Consider the following 19391-nt stretch of genomic DNA (forward strand, 5'->3'; position numbering starts at 1 on the left):
CCTATTCCCGCAGGTCAACCAGCAAGGTAGCGTGAGATCAACTTATCGACCCTGTCCGTCAAGCCGGGTCAACCCCAGTCCCGGTGAGCGGTCAACCGCGACACCGCACAGACAAGCGCCGCGTCCAGCGTCGACGCGGCACCATGCTGTGCCAGGTACGACAGGATCCGCCACCGCCGCGGAGACAACCGCCGCGTGGCACCCTGGTTAACCATCCCCCGATGATCCCTCCGCGCACCGGCAGTCCGACATCCTGTTTCCCACAGCCGTAACAGAGAGTGGTCAATGCCCCGGCCGGAAGATCGGAAGCCGGGACCGCCGTGAGCGGAGACAACGCCCGCCGTGGGCCATTGAGCGAGGCGTCGGCAGGCCCTGCGAGCACCCACATACCCAAACCGTGGGTTTGGGGCCGATCTTGGAGATCACTGTTCAGTGAATCAGCCAAAGAGCTGAGGACAGAAGAAGCGAAGCAGTCAAACCGGGCAGCCATAGTTGATCTTCACGGAGAGCACCGCACCGGGCACCGATCTCCAGAAATGCCAGACACGCGCCTTCCCGGCCCGGCGATGGCGCGCCACTCGCCGAGTCGGCGGTTACTGAAAGTGATAAGTCAGATGAGTTCTGCGCGCCGGTGTTCGGCTGCGAGGCTGCCCCTCGCCCCTGCCAGCTAGCGATCGCTCCACTCAGATGTGAGACTGCCTATGTAACTAAATGTGCCTGGGCAGCTGCATTTAGCGATGTGGGTGGTTCTGTTGGAACAGCTCCCGTTGTGGGGACCGAGCACCGACGAAGATCCGAGACCGAAGCCATTTCTGCCACGACCAGCAAAGCTGCGTCTCTTGATCACAGTGAAGGCGGCACCCAACCCCTCCGCGCGGTACGGCGAGACGGTCTGCGTCGGGGCACTGGGCATGGACCCACCCTGGACGGGCTGGATTCGCCTCTACCCGGTCCACTATCGAGACCTCGACGACGACGGCAAGTTCCACAAGTACGACATCATCCACGTCAACGCACTGCCAGCCAGGCAAGACCAGCGACGCGAGAGCTGGAAGCCGATCGTGGACACCATCACCACCGAGCGGCACCTCGCCAGTCGGCAGTCCCGTCGAAACCTCCTCGACCCACTCGTCGAAGACTCCATGTGCCGGCTCAACAAACAGGCCCGAAACGACCCGAGCGCACGATCGATCGCGCTGATTCGCGTGGCCGACATCTCGGCTCTGCAGGTCAAGCGACATCCCGGCTGGTCGGCGGAGGATCGCAAGAAGATCGCTGGGTACCTCAACCAGCTCGACCTACTGGAACCGGCCAAACGCAGCCCGCTTCAAGCACCACGCTTCACCGGCGCCTACCGCTATCGCTGCGCAGACCGTCATTGCCGCGGTCACCAACAGACACTCTGGGACTGGGAGTTCGTCGCCCTACAACGTCGTCTAGACCAGCTCACCGACGCGGAGGCCGAGGAGCAGCTGAGAAACAAGTTCCTCACCCAGCTCTGCGCCGCCGACCGCGACGTCGCCTTCTACGTAGGCAACCAAGCGGCAAGACCGCAGTCCTTCAGCATCGGCGGCGTATACGCACCGAGACGGCCCACCGCCCGGTACCGGACGCGCGTCAACCGATGATGTCGGCCAGCACGTCGGCATGGCACGCATCCTCGACCCGACACCAGCACGCCAACTGCTTCCCCGTGAGTTCCCGACGCGCCCGGTCAACAAGGGCCGGCTGCCCCACAAGCCACTGCCGATAGAGGCGTAACGCCTCCGCCCGATCATGCTTCCGCAGGCTGAATGGATTGGCCCAAGGAGAACGCCGCAACCCGAACCCCTGCCGCCCCACGTACACGGCACCCGGCGGCACCACCGGGTGATAGAGATCCCCCTGCACACGAACCCGAGGCTGTCCCCCCACGCCGCCAGCGTAATCGCCAATGATCGCCCCCGCGTGGATGCTCGAAGGAAGCGCGTCGACGCCCGGACTGGCGGATGCCCCAATGACCCCGAAGGCCCGATGCAGACTGGCCACCTCAGAGATGGCCATGAGCGCAGGCGTCCACGGAACAACCAGACGTCCCCCGCAACGCCGGCCCGGTCCAACGGCTCCCGAGCACCCATCGAGCGACCACCCACCACCCGCGTACCCGAAAAAGACCCCGACCCGGTGTTAACCACCAGGCCAGGGCCTTGATCGTTGGTGCGCCGCCAGGGACTCGAACCCCGAACCCGCGGATTAAGAGTCCGCTGCTCTGCCAGTTGAGCTAGCGGCGCTCGTCGGTAACGGAAGCGCCGTACCGGTTCGCCCTCGTCCCCCCGACGACCGGGCTGCCGGTCCGACGACCGGCGGCACGGCCGGCATGGGGGTGGTTCCCCCGCGGCCTGTGCCGAGGTACGCATCGATGATGATGTTACCATCGCCGCGGCGCGCGACCCGATTGTTCACGAGACCCGGTGAGGATCATGCCCTCCGACGGACAGGATCCGTACACCCTTCTCGGCGTGACCCGTGAATCGTCGGTTGCGGAGATTCGGCAGCGCTACCTCGTTCTCGTGCAGATCTGGCACCCGGACAGGCATCAGTCCAGCCCGGCAAGCGTGCGCGAAGAGGTCAACCGCCAGATGCAGCGGATCAACGCGGCGTACCAGCACCTGACGGATACCCATGAGCGTGCGGCCCGTGCGGGACAAGACCGCGAGCGGCAGGAGCGGGCCCGTCACGAGCGGGCACGGCAGGCCCACGGGCACCAGGATCAGGCACGTCACGACAGGAAACGCCAGGAGCGGGAGCCTCCGGATCGTGAACGCCTGCGCAAAGAGCGCCAGGAACGCGAGCGCGAGACCCGCGAACGCGAGCACCCCAGAGCGCGGTGGACACACCCGAGATTGGCGGGCAGTAATCCGCTGGGCACGTCGTGGGCCACGACTCCGACCGCTCATCCGATCGCGATCACGCTTCGGTCCGGCGAAACGGGTTACAGCCTTCGCGCGTACGTGGACGAGCAACGAACCGAAGCGGCTTTCGTCGGCGCCGAAGGCCACCTGCTCCTGTTTCGATCCCTGGCGTCGATGCGTCAGTACCTCGCCCGGTCCGGAGGGCACGAGTTGGCTGACGTCCCGGGCTGGAAAGACCTGCTGGATCGGACCACCGGCGGCGCGGTCGGGCCGGACGAGGACCACTGCTACGGATTCGACCTCATCCAGCACAGCCTGCGGTTCTCCCCGGCACAGTGGGTCCCGCAACTCTTCGTCACCACCCGCGATGTCATCGGCGAGATCGCGGAGGCGTTCAGCCTTGACGACGTGCTGAGACTGCTGGCCGCAGGTTCACCCTTGGATCACTTGGACGATCTGCTGAGGGTCGTCGACAGACCGATCGCCGGGCGGAGCGCGCGTCGCCAACTGGCGTCCCTGCCAGGAGCACAGGCCAGCACCGTATGGCGGCGGGCGCTTCGCGGGGTCGAAGAACGCATCCGGTGGCTCCGGTGACGTGGGTCAGGCAGCCCTTGGAGCGGCCACCGCCCCCGCGCCCGGCGGTCAGGCCGCCGCGAGATCGTCCCGGGGCCGTGGTCGCGGGTTCGTCGGGCACGCCCCCGGGCGGCTCTTTCTGCAGGTGCCACGAGCTCTCCGGTATGACGTTCGCGCGTGGTCGCTGGCCCGTTCACCGGCGGCTTCTTCAGCTGTCGATCACCGCCACGGCGCGACCCGCACCGGCCACCACCCCGTCTCCACCACGCCTCAGTGGCCGAGTGGGCGGTAACGGAGGTGAACGACGCCGTTGTGGAATCGGCGTTCGCCAAGCAGCGCGAAGTCGGTGCGCCCGCCGGTAGGCAGCCCCGACTTGCCGCCGCCGACGGCCTTGGGCCAGACGAACAACTGGCTCGTCAACCAGTCCGGCTCGGATGGCTTGCGCCGCCAGGTTGGCGCCGCCAATGGTGATGTCGCGGTCGGCCGTGGCCTTCAACTGGCGTACGGCCGCGGGGTCGAAACGGCGCTCCAAGCTGGTGACGGCCGTTGACACTTCGGTGAGAGTCGTGGAGTAGACGACCTTGTTCGCCGCTTGCCAGGCGGTTGCGAAGTCAGCCATGAGGTCGGACTGCGCGGGCAGAGCAGCGTCGGTTTCCCAGACGGCCATCATCTCGTGCAGACGCCGCCCGTATAGGAAGGATCCCACCGACCGCACGAGGCCGGTGATGAACGCGAACACCTCGTCGTCGGGCGGAAACCAAGCGAAACCTCCACTTTCATCCTCCATATAGCCGTCAAGCGACACGTGATTGACGTAGATCAGCTTTGCCGTACCTCTACCTTCCGGCGCACGTAGGACCCACGGGATGTGACCTCTGGCCCGCTGGCTCAACGAAGCATCACGGGTCGGGCTGACGTCTTCACCTCTCGCCCGTTCTACGAACGACTCGGCCCGGATCCGACGCCCTGCCGCGAGGAAGTTCCAACCCGCGTACGCGAAAAGGCCCGACCGGTGGTGACCACCAGGTCAGGCCTTGCTCATTGCCCTGGTGATCAGCGATACGCGGCCGCCTGCAGGCTGAAGAACTCGGCGTACATCCCGTTGAGCGCCAGAAGCTCTTCGTGGCTGCCGGACTCTGCGATCCGCCCGTCCGACACGACCAGGATCAAGTCCGCCATCCGGACGGTCGAGAACCGGTGTGACACGAAGACGGTGACGCCGCCGGTACGGATCCCCACGTCACGCGCCGCGTCGGAGTACCGGTCGAACAAGGCGTGCTCGGTCAGCGGGTCCAAGGCGGCGGCGGGCTCGTCGAGCAACAGCAGCAGCGGATCGTCGCGCATCATCGACCGGCTCAACGCGATGCGCTGCCACTGCCCGCCCGACAGTTCAGCGCCGTTGTCGTAGGACTTGCCAAGGTAGGTCTCCAGGCCGATCGGCAGCCGGTCGATCACCTCCTCAGCGTCTGCACGCCGGATTGCCCGCTCCACCGCGCCCGGTGCATCGAGTCGCGGCAGGTCACCGAGGCCGATACTGCTTCTGGCCCGCAGTTCCAGCCGGAGGTAGTCCTGGAAGCTGGCGGAGATCCGCTGGCGCCATCCCAGCGGATCGAGCCGCCGCAGGTCGGCACCATCGATGGTGATCTCACCCGCGGTGGGCCGGTAGAACTGGCAGAGCAGCTTGACCAGGGTGGACTTGCCGGAGCCGTTGTCGCCGACGATGGCGACGATCGTTCCGGAAGGGATGCGCAGGCTGAGGCCTTGCAGCACGTCGGTATCGGTGCCCGGGTAGCGGAACGCGACGTCACGCAGCTCGATGCCGTCGGCGAGGACGGCGGGCGGCGCCTGGTCAGCCGGCGGACCGGGTTCCGACGGCGTGGCGTCGCGGATCCAGCTCAACCAGCCGATGGCGCGGGCGTTGCGTTGCAGCGCCTGAGCGAGCGCGACGGCTCCGGCGGCCTGCGCGTTGGTTTGCACGGCCAGCGTGATGGCGAGGACAACGTCGCCGACGGTGCGCTCGCCGCCGATGGCGGCGCGGACGACCAGGACGATGGAGCCGATGTATCCGAGCGCGAAGATCAGCTGACCGGTGAACCGCAGGGCCGCGCCAGCACATTCAGCCCGGCGCAATCGGCTGTCCACCTCGCGGCGGACCGTCCCATGGCGGCGGCGGAGCTCTCCGCCGAGCCCGAAGAGCCGAATCTCCTTGGCGGCGATCGAGCTGAGGGCCAGATCGAACAGGTGCCAGCTCATGCGGGTCGACTCGGCGGTCACGAGTTCGGCACGTTCCAGCCGCTTCTCGGCCAGCCGCCCGGCGATCAACGGGGGGACACCGAAGATCGGCAACAGGAGCAGCCACGGCTCGATGCGGGCGAGGAGCACGGCGGTCAGGGTGAACTGGGTGACCAGCACCCCGATCGTCAGGACGGTCTGCACGCTCTGACCCAGCGTCCACGACTGCTGTCGGAGCAGCTCGAAGCGATCCGCGGCGTCCCCCCGTTCGTGCAGCGCCAGTCCGACCGGCCCGTGCGCCAGGTCGCCGAGTTGGCGTTCGGTGTCCTGCTTGTGCAGATCACCGAGCTCGAAGAAGAAGATGTGGGCGAAGTGCTCCATCGTCAAGCTGAGCAGGATACTCACGGCGGCGGCCGTCGCCGTCCAGACCGCGACATCGGTCCGCCGGTCGAGGGCCGCATCGACCGCCACACCCAGAAAGAGCGCCAGCAGGGGTCCACTCACCGCGCCGAGCATCATCAACAGGGCGGCGGTGATCAGCCTTCCCGGGCTGAGCCGCCACGCCGACGCCAACGTCGCGCGGACACTGCGCAGGACTCTATGCACAGCCTTCCACCTCTTCCTCGGTGAACCGCGCGGCCTGCAGCCGAAACAGCTCCGCATAGCGGCCGTCGAGGGCGAGCAGCTCTTCGTGGGTGCCCTCCTCGACGACGCGACCGTGTTCCAACACGACGATCCGGTCGGCACGGCGCACCGTGGAGAACCGGTGCGAGATGACCACGCTGGTGACTCCTCGAGTGAGGTCGAGGAACCGCTCGAAGAACGCCACCTCCGACCGCACGTCCAGGTTGGCGGTCGGCTCGTCGAGGACGAGAATGCTCGCGCCACCCTCGACGGCGACCAGAGCACGGGCGATCGCGATGCGCTGCCACTGCCCACCGGACAGTTCGGCGCCGCCGGCGTATCGCCGTGACAGTGGAGTCTCCAGGCCGCGGGGGAGCTGGTTGACGAAATCCGCCGCGCCGGCCTTTTCCAGGGCGGCCCGGACCACCTTGTCGGCACGCTCCGGCTCGGCGAGCAACTCGATCGCGCCGAAAGCGACGTTGTCGCGCACCGGCAGCTCGAAGTGGGTGAAGTCCTGGAAGATGGCGGCAACCCGGCGCTGCCACGCCGTGGCCGGGAAGGTCCGAATGTCGACGCCGTCAGCGGTGATCGTCCCGGCCGTCGGTTCGTAGAGCCGGGCCAGCAGTTTCACCAGGGTCGTCTTGCCTGCGCCGTTAAGGCCGACGATCGCCAGCGACCGGCCCGCCTCGATGGTGAGGTCGAGGTCGTTCAGCACCGGTAGCCCGCCCGGGTAGGCGAAGGACACCTTGTCGAATCGCAACACCGTCCTGGGCAGTCCCGCCGGATCGCCCCTGCCGTTCTCGGTGGTGCGGGCGTCGGCTTCGCTCATCCTCTCGATCCGCTCCACCGACCGGTAGGCATTGAGGCCCTGCTCGGTCGCCACATCGGACTCGGCGATGAAACCGCCGATCCTCATGGCGGCCAGGGACGCCTGGAATACGAGTATCAACCCGCCCAAGCCGAGCAGTCCGGACGCCGTTGCCTGAGCCGCTCCCGTCAGCAGTGCGCCCAGCAGCACGAAGGCGACAAGAACATAGAGTATGTAGGGGCCGTAGAACAGCCTGCGTCGGGCCCGCCAGACCGGGAGCACGGCGTCCATGGCGGCCGTCGTGTACTCCTGCTTCAACCAAGGTAGAAGGCCGAAGACCCGCAACTCCTTCGCCGCCGCGGGCTGGAGCAGCATGGTGCGGAGATATTCGCTGCGGCGCCGCAGCCGGGCGGTGCTGCGAAAGACCTCGGTGAACACCGACAGGCCGAGCCGGTAGCCGAAGCGGATCGTCAGGGCCGCGAGGAGCAGAGCCGGCCCCGCCCACCACACGAAGGCAACCGACGTGACCCCGGCAGCGAGAACGGTCTGCAGGTACCGCGAGATCAGCGCGATCTGACCGGCACCCGCGGCACCAGGCGACCACATCTCGGTCCGCAGCCGGTCCTTGGCGTCGGCGACGTGATCGAGCAGCTCCGGATCCTCCATCACGGCCACGCCGCCGCTCGCTTGGGAGGCCGCCATCAACCGGTCACGGACGAGATCGTCGAGGCGACGGCGGATCAGGTTGCCGAGCAGTTCCTGTACCGGCAGCAGCAGCTGCACTCCGAAGAACGCGGCCGCCGCGAGGATCAAGTTGGTCCGAAGGTCGCTCCAGGCCGCCGACCCGAGCCCGCCGGCTACCGCGTCCGGCACTCGGGCGACCACGGCTGAGGTGGCGAGGATGAACGCGACCGGCAGGATCCCCGCGGCGATCTGGATCATCACGGCGGACGAAACCAGCGACCAGCCGGCGTTGGGCACCAGGTGCAGGATTCTCATTCGCCCGTCGAGGCGCGATCTGTGGCCGCGAACAAGTTCCGCCCACACAGACCTTTCGTGCGTCGTCACCACCAGGCGCCTCCCGTGCGGCCGTGAATGAGGTAGGGAGATATGGGCGTGCCGTCCCCCAACTCTGCCTACGCGGCAGGAACGGAAAATCCGCTTTCCTCAACCTCGGCAGGTGACCCAGGAGAGGCCGTGGGGGTGGACCTTGCGCACATTTCGAACTGCTCGTAGAGAGCGACCCAGTTGGCGCCGACCGCAGGGTTGAATATCGGCGCAAGCATGGCCTGCAGGATCACCTCGGGAGCTTCCTCGTGTAGCGCGATGAATAGGCTCAGGTTCTTCAGCCAGCCCTCGTAGACAGTCTTGTTGGGGCTCAGCGGCGGCCCTTGATGATAGGCGAAGCTATCTTCGTCGAAGACGAGCTGCGTGCCGGAGCGCTCCAGTCTGTACCCCAACTCGGAATCCTCCAGGCCCCATCCCCGGAATTCCTCGTTGAATCCACCGACGCGCGTGAAGTCGACGCGTGGAACAGAGACGTTGCAGGTGAAGAACAGATGCCACGACGTCTTCAGATCACCGCCGATATCGCTCAGGCGACTCAGCAGGTCCAGCCTGATGTCGCTCTTGATCACGCCGCCGAGGAATTCCTCGCCGCCGTACTCCATGAAGCGGTCGTCGAACGCCTCCGGAGTCCGCAGATATTTTCTGAAGCCGATGACGGCCTTCTTCGCGGAAATGCCTTGGTAGTGCCGAAGATGCTGTTCGACAAAAGTGGGCGGAACCAGTTGATCACCATCGACGAAGATCAGGATGTCGCCGGTCGCTTCTTCTGCACCGCGATTTCTTGCGGCGCTTCTGGACGACGTTGCAGACCGAGGCAGATGCAGGTAGCGGAACCGGGAGTCCGCCATCACGTGACGCCGCACGGTCTCTGCTGTCGGGTCGGTCGATCCATCATCGACGACGAGCACTTCGAGAGAATCGGAGACAGCCAGATTCTGTGCACGGAACGTGCGAAGGCATCTGTCCAGCAACACGAACGAGTTGAATGTCGGCACAACCACTGATGCCTTCATCGACGGACGGTCTCCGTTCCAGAGCAGAAACCGGGTTCCCGACGTGGGAAGCCCCGCATCACGTTCTTGCAAGTTCGATGTCGAACCGACAGCCGACGACCGACGCCCCACTGTCGGTTAATCTACGGTTCCGCCGCGGTCAGGTGGCCCGGCCGCATCGCCCTCTGAGGCGTGACGGGATTCCGCGCGCCAGGTGCATCCGTCGCCTGCCTGTTCGCACGACACCGTGACGTCCGATTCGACGTAGCGGGCGGCGATGGCCGTGTTGAGTTCCTGACAGTACGGGCATGGTGACGCGAAAGTCAGTTTGACGCCGGCACCGGCGGCCTGTTTGCGGTACCGCAGGATCCCGCACTCCGCGTTGCGCAGGACGGTGCCAGAAGGCTGGGGCGTGCTGGTCACCGCCGAGTCGTAAAGCAGCAGTTGGCGCTGCAGCCGATTCATGAAGTGCACGGTGGCTGACTCTCCGGCGGGTCGCTGCGACTGCAGCAGGTCCGCGGTGATGCGTGAGTTCGCCTGGATCCACGCGGACACGCCCTCATCGCCGTGCACGCCCAGAATGAACTCTTCGGCCGCCGCCTGGGCCTCGAAGAACCGCTGGCGCCAGAGATCGACCTTGACGGCGGGGTCGAGGGCAGCAGGGTCATTGGTCATGGTCGGCGTCCTTGCCGGTGGCGAGCTCGGCGAATACCTCCTGGGCGATGCGCAGCCCGTTGTTGGCGACCGGCCATCCCCCGTAGTAGGCGAGCTGGATGATGATTTCGACGATCTTCTCTTGTGACATCCCCAGGTGCAGGGCGGCGCCGATGTGGCCACGCAGCTCCCAGTCGGTCCGGGCCAGGGTGACCGCGGTCAGCGCGATCAATTCGCGCTCCTCGACGCTCAGGTGCGGGCGGGTCCAGATCTCACCGAACAAGTGGTCGATGGTGAGCTGGAGGAAATCGGGGTAGGAGCCTGGGCGGGGTTCGCGGCCGAAGACGTGCTTGAACATGGCCTCACCCCGCTCATGTCGGGCAAGCGGCTGGTTCATCGATCACTCCTTCGTGTTGCCAGGTGGCCTGTCGGACAGTGGTGAATTCCTACGACGCCACGAAGGCGGCGAGCAGCGGCGCGGGGCAGCCTGAACCAGACCCACCCCTGCGCCGGAGCTGTGCGGAGGGCCGTGTCTCGGTCAGATCTCAGAGGATGATGCTGAGCTTTCCGTGTTCGCGAAGACTCTCGTGGTCGAGCACCACGAGACGTCTCCGGACCCGGAACGACTCGCCCTCGACGGCGAGTTCGAGCCGATATTTTCCGACGTATGAGTCAGAGCGCCCGTGTCCGAACCGGTACACGACGACATTCGCCGCCACCTCGATGTGCGTGCCCCGATCAGCCAGGATCTCCACGTTGGTGATCATCCGATTCGTTCGCGACAGGGGATTCTCGCACCACACCTCGCCGTTGAGGAGTTGCTCGATCCGCTGGCGCAGCCGGGCGGCGTTGTCGTCGATCAGCCCGAGCGCGGTGGCCGACTCGCCCCGGACGTCGGTGGCCGGCACCAGGTAGCGGATGTCGTCGGTCAGCATCTCGTCGTACCACTCGCGCAGGCGCCACTCGTCGAGCAGTCGCGCCTCACGGAAGAGGAACTGGCTCACCCGGTGCCACAACCGCAGCTGGGCCGTCTCGTCGACCGCCGGATCGGTGTTTATCGTGTCGGTGGTCATCGCCGTTGCGCCCCTTGCCTCTCGGCCCGCTGAGTGACGTCTTGAGCTTCCTCGTGGTCGTCGTCGCCGTCGTGCATCAGCCGGTCCCACTGCCGCCAGAACTCGCGGGCGGGGAGCTCGTCGGTGGTCTCGGGGACCTCTTTGGCCATTCCGCGTGACAGGTCCGAGAAGCGGAGCGTGCGATTGAGGTAGCCCCGTTGACAGGACTCGACGATCTCGATGTCGTCGGGGGTGGCGAAACCGGCGGGACCGAGGAAGGTCAGGTAGTGACTCTTACGCAGTTCCCGGATGTCCGGATCCTCGTCCTTGGGGGCCAGCGCGACCGAGGTGATGGACATCTGGCCGGCGCTGACCGGGTCGATCTTGCGGATGGTGATCCCGATCGCGTCGATGATCATCAGGTTGGGGAAGATCATCAACGCCCGATTGGCACCGGTGATCCGTTGGGCGCGTTCGGCGCCGAACCGTTCGACGAACCGTGCGGCCGTCGCCTCCATCCGTGACCTGACCTCGGGGGGGAACATCGGCGTCCAGTAGGCGAGCGGTCGGGCTGCCGCCGGTACCAGTTCGTTGGCGCCATGCCCCCGCCCGAGAGCGCGGGCGAAGCCGCCTCGTCGTCGCGGTGCCATTGTGCCGAGCGACTCGATGTAGCTGACGTAACGCTTGTGCAGGGCGCGGAAGTGGTAGATGTCGACGCTGTTCTCCATCATGAGCTTCCAGTTGGCCCGGGCCCCGTGCAATTGCGCACCTTGGATCACCTCCATTCCCACTTCGGACTGGTCGGCGATCAGATCGAGGTACTCCGTCGCGCCCGCCAGATACTCGGTCAAGGTGCGTGGCTGCTCAGGATCGAAGGTCGCGAACACGAAACCCCGGTAACTGTCGCTGCGGTGCCGCGCCAGGCCGAAGTCGGATTTGCGGAAGCCTGGACCGTACCCGTCCGGGAGCGGAACTCCGACCAGGTCACCCTGGTTGGAGAATGTCCAGTCGTGGTACGGGCACCGGAACGATCTGGCCTGCCCGGCTGGCTGCGAGCAGATCAGGGCCCCCCGGTGCGGGCAGCTGTTGGCGAACACTCGAATCACCCCGTCGGAGCCGCGCGCCATGACCACCGGGCGCCCTCCGACGTCTCGTGACACGTAGGAGCCCGGCGCGGGCACCTCCGACTCGTGCCCGACGTACAACCAGCAGCGATCGAAGATCTTGGTCATCTCCTGTGCGGCCACGTCCTCGTCGGTGTAGGCCCGGTGGTCGACCCGGAATGAGAAATTCTCAAGATCATCGAGCACGATCCGGTCGCCCACCGGCCGCTGCAGTTCTATCGTCACTGCTCCCCCTTTCGCGGTAGCTTCTCGCCCATGCTGAGAACCATTTCCGCCGTGCGCGCGGCGGAATCGCCGCACTCGGGCTGCGCCGCGCGCAGCCGCGCCCGGTAGTCCCGGCCGGGATCAAGCAGCTCGGTGACCGCGTCAGCGACCGCCCGTTCTGTGACGTCGGCCGGCTCAATTGCCGTCCCGAAGCCCGCGGTTTCCACGAAGTACGCCTGGATAGGCTGATCCACCGCCAGCGGGATCACCAGCATCGGTGTCGCCGCCCGGATCGACTCCGCCACCGAGTTGTAGCCGCCATGGGTGATGAACACATCGGCGCGCGCAAGGACCTCACGTTGTGGCACGTACGGGGCGGTGAGCACGTCGGCGGGCAGCGCGAGTTCCTCAGCGAGATCTCCCACCGCGGCGATCACCTGTGCACCGGTCTTCACCGCCCCCATGATCACCGTGCGGAGGAGGTCGGGCCGCCGGAAGAAGATCGTGCCGAAGGAGACGAACACCAGCGGACGACCGGGGTCGATCTCCTCCAGGCCGGGAAAGGCGACCTCGTCGCCGCGCTTTCCGGCCGCTCCCGGCAACCCGACCAGTTGCACACCGTCGTCGGTGACCGCTTCATCCCCGACGAGCGAGGGAATCGTCGGCATCAGATTGAGAATGGGCGAACGCGCCGAATGAGTCCGGGTCGACCACAACACCCCGTGCCTGGTCAGATAGTCGCCAACCTGTTCGTCGTACAGCCAGCGACCTCGCCGACGTTCCTTTGGGCATACTCCGCCTAGGTTTGCCCAGATCATCCCGTATGGCACACCGGACGCCTGCGCCCCGGCCATCGCCGCCGCCAATACCGGCAGCGAATCGAGCAGCGCGAAGTCCGGCGCCGTCGCCCGCAGCGCATCAGCCACCTGGTCCGCCAGCGGTGACGATTCGAGCATCGGACCGATCTTTGCCGGATCGTCGCTCCACGGCGCCATCTGGACCTGCCCGACCATGTGGACCTCCGCCGGACCCAGGGCCTGGCGACGCTGTTCGCCGAGCGCGCCACCGTCCGCTGACAACAACAGCAGCACAACCTCATTGCCGGTGGCTTGGAGCGCATTGACCACCGGAATGTACGGGTTGAGGTGACCATGCTGAGTGGTGGTGAGAAAGACGATGCGCACTAGGTCTCCGATCCATGGGAAAACGAACAAGCCGACTCAGATCTGGGCCGGGATCGACCGTATTGGGCACGATTACGACACCCGGCCTTCGAAGACGAGTCGGCACCGCGACGTACGAGCGGCATAAATCCGCCCGCAGGCACGCGAGAACCCCGGCAGTGCGACGGAACCATCGACGTCCAAAACTGTTACGAGGATCTACGCAATCCCCTCCATCATTGTGGGGACGCGGACCCGTCTACGTTTACTACTCGGAAACAAACTTGCAACAAGGGGTCCAGCGCCTGCACCGAGGCGACTGCGGAAAGCTTGCCGGACAGCGTGATCAATGTCAATACCTCAACGCTGTCGGCGCACCCGCAACACCGCCACTTTGACCGAACTCCGCCTCGACCCGCAGCAGGCGGGGCAGGTTCCTCGGCAGCGAAGGCGGGAAGGCTGCGGGTTCACAACCCTTCCGGCCGAGTCGCCAGATTTCATGCAATGGTGTCAATGAAGTTTGAAATGTCACCCTGGGCGGAGCTGCGAGCCATGGTCACCGGCTATCCGTTCCGACTCACAGACGAGGCCCCTACCCGGGGTCCCCCTTGTTCGACAGGGGGCCTTTCCCTGCCTTATTCCCGATAAGGCGACGCGATCGGCCCGCAGAGCACACGCTCTGCGGGCCGATTTTGGTGCTCCGCCGGACAAAGGAGGCTGACTATGAACACCACTGTCACGCGCGCAGCGCGCGCCGCCCACGATGTCGAGCCCCGGACGGCGTAGCGTCAGCTGTTGTACCAGCGCCGTAGTCGACGGCGGCGAGGATCAGGTCGTGTCGCAGCGGTCGGAGGTCTTCCACCCGACGATCCGCGCTGGTGGGGTCCCATCCGGGCCCCACTCATGATCAAGGCCGCATAGCCAGTTGGCTATGCGGCCTGATCAGAGGTGGTGCGCCGCCAGGGACTCGAACCCCGAACCCGCGGATTAAGAGTCCGCTGCTCTGCCAGTTGAGCTAGCGGCGCTCGTTGGCAACGGGGAGAACATTAGCATGGCCCGTGAGCGGGGTTCCAATCCGATCCCCGGGTCGTCCCTTCGGTCGACCTTCCGGGGGCATTTGGTGCCAACCACGCACAAGGCTTGGGACGGGCTGATGCCGGATGGCTCGGGTACGGCACGATGTCCGCCAGGTGCGTGAGACAGGGGTGGGGATGGGCAGGTTCGCGCGGGCCGGGGGGTTACTGGGTGCTCTTGGCCTGGTGGCGTCGCTGGCGCTGTCGGGTTGCAGTGGCGATTCCAGTGGTGCCCAGTTCGTGGAGGGCAGTCAGCCGACAGCGACCGGTTCGGCGACGCCGGGCACCCCGGAGGTGTCGAGTGGGCCGCCGTTGACGGTGAGCCCGGCCGACGGTGCGAAGGACCGCCCGGTCAGCGCGGAGATCGGGGCCAAGCTGCCGGACGGCGGCAAGGTCACACAGGTGACCTTGACCACGGAGAACGGCAAGAAGGTCAAGGGCAAGGTGCGTACGGACGGCTCCTCCTGGGTGCCGTCGGCGCCGTTGAAGTGGTCCACCCGCTACACCGCCACGGTCACCGCCACCCAGCCGGACGGGTCGGTCAGCGAGGGCACCAGCACCTTCACCACGATGGCCAAGCCCGCCTCGGTGATCAATTCCGGGTTGTACCTGTTCGACGATCGGACCTACGGGGTGGCGATGCCGGTGGTGGCGGAGTTCCACCCGGGCATCGCCAAGAAGGACCGGGCGAAGGTGCAGAAGCGGATGTTCGTGCAGACGGATCCGCCGCAGCCGGGTGCCTGGCACTGGGTGGGCAACGGCACCCAGGCGTACTACCGGGCCCCGGAGTTCTGGAAGCCGGGCACGAAGATCTCCGTACGCATCGCCCTGGCCGGCATCCCGCTGAGCAACGGCCGGTACGGAAATGTCGACCGGACCGCCACCGCCAAGATCGGCTCCGCCTTCGAGATGAAGGTGACGAACTCCGACAAGCAGATGCGGGTGTACGAGAACGGCAAGCTGGTCAAGACCCTGCCGGTGAGCCTCGGCAAGAAGAAGACCCCTTCCTCCAGCGGCACCCTGGTGGTGATGGAGAAGCAGGAGGCCACGGTCTTCGACACCATGGACGACCCCGATCCGGCAAACCGGTACGTCACCGACATCCAGTTCGCCCAGCGCCTCACCTGGGGTGGCGAGTACATCCACGCCGCCCCCTGGTCGGAGCACGTGCAGGGGCGGCAGAATGTGTCCCACGGCTGCGTGAACGTCTCCATGGCGAACGCCAGGTGGCTTTTCGAGCGTACGAAGATCGGCGATCCGATCACCGTCACCGGCACGGAGCGTCAGTTGGCGCCCGGCAACGGGTGGACCGCGTGGGACCTGAGCTGGGCGGAGTTCGTCAAGGGCAGTGCCCTGCCGGTGCCGGAGGGTGGTGCTGGCCCGGCGGTGTGACCGGGTTAGATGTGTCACTATCCGGACATCCCGCCTCACGTGTTTCGGTTCACCCTCTGCAACGGGTACGTGAGCTGATGCGTCAGTGAAGGGGACGGCAGCGGACCACGACTGTGAGGGACACCATGCGAGTTCGGGACCAACGCAACCGGCGACGGGCAAGCCTCGCTGCGGGGGTGCTCGCCGTGGCGTTGGCGCTGACCTCCGCCTGCACGGGCGGCGGTAAGGGCGGCGGCACGGCGCCGGGCTGGCAGGGCGGGGCCGATCAGCCGGCCGCCAAGGCGTCGGTGACCATCAGCGAGCCGGCCGCCGAGGCGAAGAACGTGCCGGCCTCGACGGCCATCACCTTCGCCACCGAGCAGGCCGAGGAGACCTCGGTGGAGTTGACCGACTCCGCCGGGAAGAAGGTCAAGGGCACCCTGGCCGAGGACGGTAAGAGCTGGCTGCCGTCGAAGGCGTTGTCGTACGGCGAGTCGTACACCGCCACCGTCACCGCTACCGGGGACGACGGTCTTCCGGTGACCGCCACCAGCGCCTTCACCGTGATGAAGCAGCCGAGCAAGCAGGTCCGGATCACCAGTTTCCTCGGCGACGACCAGACCGTCGGGGTGGCCATGCCCCTGATCGTGAAGTTCGGTCGGGCCATTCCGGAGGAGCACCGGGCCGAGTTGCAGCGGCGGATGACGGTGACCTCCTCGCCGGCCCAGGAGGGCATCTGGCACTGGGTCAGCCCCACCGAGGTCCGCTACCGACCGAAGGAGTTCTGGCAGGCCGGGAGCAAGGTGTCGTACCGGGTGCAGGCCGGTGGGCTGCCGCTGGGCGACGGCTGGTACGGCCGGGCGGACCTGACCGTCGACATCAAGATCGGCCCCAAGCTGGTGATGGCTGTGGACAACAGCACCAAGCGGATGGTGGTGACCCGCGACGGCGAGAAGATCAAGACGATCCCGGTCAGCCTGGGCAAGAAGAGCACCCCGTCGTCCAGCGGCACGATGGTGGTGATGGAGAAGCTGCGTAAGACGGTCTTCGACACCTTCGACGAGTTGGGTCCGGAGGACGGCTACCGCACGAAGATCGACTACGCCCAGCGGTTGACCTGGGGTGGCGAGTTCATCCACGCCGCCCCCTGGTCGGAGGGGCAGCAGGGCACCACGAACGTCTCCCACGGCTGCGTGAACGTCTCGATGTCCAACGGCGCCTGGCTGTTCAACAACACCAAGGTCGGTGACCCGATCGTCGTCAAGGGCACCGAGCGCAAGCTTCAGCTCGGCAACGGCTGGACGGACTGGAACCTGAGCTGGGAGGAGTACGTCAAGGGCAGTGCCCTGCCGTACGAGCCGACCGCGGACGAGCCGACCGAGGAGCCCGACCCGGAGACCTCAGCCAGCACCGCCCCCTGAGCCTGCCGCGCTGAATCAGCCGCCGCGCCGCATCGAGCCGACGCCCGGGATACCGGTCAACCACCGGTCCCCGGGCGTCGGGCCGTCATGGAGAGCCGCCTGCTCACCGGGTGGGCTGCGGGCCTCCGCCCCGGCTGATCTTGAGGGTCAGCACGTCGGTGCGGACCGTGAAGTGCCCGTGGAAGAGGGCGGCGCCGTTACTGCCGTACCCGATCTGGGTGGCGGTGATCAGCGGATGGCCGACCGCCACGCCGAGCCGGGCGGTCGCCTCCTCGTCGGCGAGGACGGCGGCGAGTTCGATCTCGGCCCGGCACACCGGCATGCCGGTGGCACTGGCCAGGAACTCGAACATGTCCAGGTCGATGCTGACCAGGCCGGAGGGGTCCAGGTCCCGGCCGTCGAAGGTCAGCGGCAGATGGTCGCGGATCCAGGCGGCGGATGCGCCGTCCACCGCGAAGAGACGGTCGACCCGCCACACCGGCGCGTCCGGCGCCAACCCGAGCACCTTGGCGCAGTCAGCCGGGCAGGTGGCCCGGCTGACTGCGGCATCTTGCAGGGTGGGTCGGTGGCCGGAGGCGGTGATCCGGTCCCGCAGGGCGGTGACGTCGCTGATGGACACCGGCACCCGGTCGGCACCGTCGTGCACGAAGGTGCCGATCCCCCAGGTCCGGGTCACCACTCCCTCAGCGGCGAGTTGGCCCAGCACCTCGCGCACGGTGGCCCGGCTGACCTCCAACCGTTCGGCCAGGTCCCGCTCGTTGGGCAGTTTGTCGCCCGAGTGGAACTCGCTGCCGATCAACTCCCGGAGTCGGCCGTGCGCAGCCTGTAGCGCGGTCTCGCGCCGAGCCATCCGCCCTCACCTCATCGTTTCGCCGTCAACGGCCTAGGGAGTGTAGTTCGTCCGGGCCCGCCGGGCCGATCGGCCGACAGGTCACCAGACCTGTTCGAGCACCCGCATGGTGTTGCCACCGATGACCTTGGCGATCTCGTCGTCGGAGTAGTCGTGCTTGACCAGCCAGCCGACGATGTTGCCGAAGGCCTCGCCGGGGTTCTCCACGCCGGACACGTACTCCACCCGCGGGTGTTCCGGCCGGTTGCCGGCGTCGTGGGCGTAGTTGCCGGCGTAGGTGTTGTGCACCCCTACGTGGTCACCGAACATGGTGTCCGGGCCGAAGGTGACATGGTCGATGCCGACCAGCTCGACGCAGTAGGTGAAGTGGTCCATCACGGACTCGATCGAGTGGTGCTTGTGCGCCTCGGAGAGGGTGGTGTGCGGGGCGGCCTCGATGCCGATCACCCCACCGCGCTCGGCGCAGGCCCGGATCACCTCGTCCGGCTTCATCCGGGAGGTGTCCCACACCGCGCGGGCACCCGCGTGGGTGATGAACACCGGCACCCGGCTGGCCTCGATGACGTCCAGGCAGGTCTGGTCGCCGGAGTGCGAGATGTCGATGGCGATGCCGAGCTTGTTCATCCGGTCCACCGCGCGCCGCCCGAAGTGGGTGAGCCCGCCGTCGTGCTTCTCCGACAGGCCCCCGCCGAGCATGTTCGCCTGGCTGTAGGCGATGCCGAGCTGGCGGACCCCGAAGCCGTACAGGATGTCGATGCGGTCCAGTTCGTTCTCGATCGGGCTGCTGCACTCCAGGCCGGCGACCAGGGCCAGCCGGCCGTCCCGCTTGGCCGCGTGAATGTCGGCCAGCGAGGTGGCCAGGAAGACGTGGTCCTGCTTGTAGAGGTCACTCATCCGCATCCCGAGGGCGTAGATGAGGTCGTTCCACTTCCAGCCGTTCTCGCTGGTCACGCAGGAGGCGCCGGCCATGAAGTTGTCGAAGACCGCGGTCAGGCCGGATCGGGCCAGACCCTCGTAGCCGGTGCGCTGGCGGGCGGTCCGGTTGTAGGCCCGCAGTTCGCGGACGTCCTCGGGCAGGATCACCGGGTGCTCGTGCAGCGAGATGGCGGTGTGCTCGGTGAGCAGCCGGGTCACCCGGGCACGCTGGGCGTCGGTCAGGCCGAGGTCGTGCTCCGGCACCCGACCGACTTCCTTGGCCAGTGCGAACACCCGGTAGTCCGAGTGCGGCTCCAGGTAGGAGTACGACCTGTGGCCCTGGTATCGGGGGGCGGGATCTAGCAGCAAGACCTTC

General features: G+C 66.7%; 16 protein-coding genes and 2 tRNA genes. 4 read left to right on the plus strand and 14 right to left on the minus strand.

Annotation, left to right across the window (positions count from 1 at the left end):
- Nucleotides 1-737: 737 nt before the first annotated feature.
- The gene (locus ACLQ2T_RS17345; protein ID WP_425767370.1) at nt 738-1628 is read left to right on the plus strand and encodes a hypothetical protein; all 891 of its coding nucleotides are present in this window, start codon (nt 738-740) and stop codon (nt 1626-1628) included.
- On the opposite strand, the gene ACLQ2T_RS17350 is transcribed toward ACLQ2T_RS17345, so the two are convergent.
- Nucleotides 1618-2043: a DUF4326 domain-containing protein gene (locus ACLQ2T_RS17350; protein ID WP_425767372.1), complete on the minus strand. Its 426-nt coding sequence runs from the start codon at nt 2041-2043 to the stop codon at nt 1618-1620. The genes ACLQ2T_RS17345 and ACLQ2T_RS17350 overlap by 11 nt on opposite strands.
- A gap of 151 nt (nt 2044-2194) precedes the next feature.
- Nucleotides 2195-2270: transfer RNA gene (locus ACLQ2T_RS17355), tRNA-Lys, on the minus strand.
- Between the two features lie 189 nt (nt 2271-2459).
- Here ACLQ2T_RS17355 and ACLQ2T_RS17360 point away from each other — a divergent pair.
- A complete protein-coding gene (locus tag ACLQ2T_RS17360) occupies nt 2460-3485 on the plus strand; it encodes a J domain-containing protein (RefSeq protein ID WP_425767563.1) in 1026 nt (341 codons plus the stop codon).
- Nucleotides 3486-3672: 187 nt separating this feature from the next.
- Here the strand turns inward: ACLQ2T_RS17360 and ACLQ2T_RS17365 are convergent, their stop codons facing one another.
- The 10 genes from ACLQ2T_RS17365 to ACLQ2T_RS17410 all read right to left on the minus strand — a co-directional run bounded on the left by ACLQ2T_RS17365 (nt 3673) and on the right by ACLQ2T_RS17410 (nt 14410).
- On the minus strand, nt 3673-4269 hold the full coding sequence (locus ACLQ2T_RS17365; protein WP_425767374.1) for a dihydrofolate reductase family protein: 597 nt from the start codon (nt 4267-4269) through the stop codon (nt 3673-3675).
- A gap of 248 nt (nt 4270-4517) precedes the next feature.
- Entirely contained in the window at nt 4518-6302 is a 1785-nt protein-coding gene (locus ACLQ2T_RS17370) for an ABC transporter ATP-binding protein (protein WP_425767376.1), read from the minus strand.
- Complete coding sequence (locus tag ACLQ2T_RS17375; RefSeq protein WP_425767378.1) at nt 6295-8109, minus strand: ABC transporter ATP-binding protein; 1815 nt, start codon at nt 8107-8109, stop codon at nt 6295-6297. The genes ACLQ2T_RS17370 and ACLQ2T_RS17375 overlap by 8 nt, the downstream gene beginning before the upstream one ends.
- Before the next feature lie 155 nt (nt 8110-8264).
- Complete coding sequence (locus ACLQ2T_RS17380) at nt 8265-9209, minus strand: glycosyltransferase family 2 protein (protein WP_425767380.1); 945 nt, start codon at nt 9207-9209, stop codon at nt 8265-8267.
- Nucleotides 9210-9326: 117 nt separating this feature from the next.
- Nucleotides 9327-9863, minus strand: coding sequence for a hypothetical protein (locus ACLQ2T_RS17385; RefSeq protein WP_425767382.1), 537 nt, complete (start codon nt 9861-9863; stop codon nt 9327-9329).
- A complete protein-coding gene (locus ACLQ2T_RS17390; RefSeq protein WP_013731917.1) occupies nt 9853-10239 on the minus strand; it encodes a carboxymuconolactone decarboxylase family protein in 387 nt (128 codons plus the stop codon). Before ACLQ2T_RS17390 ends, ACLQ2T_RS17385 begins: the two co-directional genes overlap by 11 nt.
- Before the next feature lie 148 nt (nt 10240-10387).
- Nucleotides 10388-10915: an aromatic-ring-hydroxylating dioxygenase subunit beta gene (locus tag ACLQ2T_RS17395; RefSeq protein WP_013731916.1), complete on the minus strand. Its 528-nt coding sequence runs from the start codon at nt 10913-10915 to the stop codon at nt 10388-10390.
- Complete coding sequence (locus ACLQ2T_RS17400) at nt 10912-12243, minus strand: aromatic ring-hydroxylating oxygenase subunit alpha (RefSeq protein WP_425767385.1); 1332 nt, start codon at nt 12241-12243, stop codon at nt 10912-10914. The genes ACLQ2T_RS17395 and ACLQ2T_RS17400 overlap by 4 nt, the downstream gene beginning before the upstream one ends.
- Nucleotides 12240-13406 (minus strand): nucleotide disphospho-sugar-binding domain-containing protein, encoded by a 1167-nt coding sequence (locus tag ACLQ2T_RS17405; RefSeq protein ID WP_425767387.1) that lies wholly within the window; start codon nt 13404-13406, stop codon nt 12240-12242. Before ACLQ2T_RS17405 ends, ACLQ2T_RS17400 begins: the two co-directional genes overlap by 4 nt.
- Before the next feature lie 928 nt (nt 13407-14334).
- A tRNA-Lys gene (locus ACLQ2T_RS17410) sits at nt 14335-14410 on the minus strand.
- 186 nt (nt 14411-14596) lie between these two features.
- Here ACLQ2T_RS17410 and ACLQ2T_RS17415 point away from each other — a divergent pair.
- Nucleotides 14597-15850, plus strand: a complete 1254-nt coding sequence (locus ACLQ2T_RS17415) for an Ig-like domain-containing protein (protein ID WP_425767389.1) — start codon at nt 14597-14599, stop codon at nt 15848-15850.
- Nucleotides 15851-15975: 125 nt separating this feature from the next.
- Nucleotides 15976-17250, plus strand: a complete 1275-nt coding sequence (locus tag ACLQ2T_RS17420; RefSeq protein ID WP_425767391.1) for an Ig-like domain-containing protein — start codon at nt 15976-15978, stop codon at nt 17248-17250.
- Between the two features lie 103 nt (nt 17251-17353).
- On the opposite strand, the gene ACLQ2T_RS17425 is transcribed toward ACLQ2T_RS17420, so the two are convergent.
- Together ACLQ2T_RS17425 and ACLQ2T_RS17430 are read right to left on the minus strand one after the other, a co-directional pair.
- Entirely contained in the window at nt 17354-18100 is a 747-nt protein-coding gene (locus ACLQ2T_RS17425) for a GntR family transcriptional regulator (protein WP_425767393.1), read from the minus strand.
- 81 nt (nt 18101-18181) lie between these two features.
- Nucleotides 18182-19384, minus strand: a complete 1203-nt coding sequence (locus ACLQ2T_RS17430) for a dipeptidase (RefSeq protein WP_425767395.1) — start codon at nt 19382-19384, stop codon at nt 18182-18184.
- Between the last annotated feature and the right edge of the window lie 7 nt (nt 19385-19391).

This window comes from Micromonospora sp. DT229 (genome assembly GCF_049844505.1).
Classification (GTDB): Bacteria; Actinomycetota; Actinomycetes; order Mycobacteriales; family Micromonosporaceae; genus Micromonospora.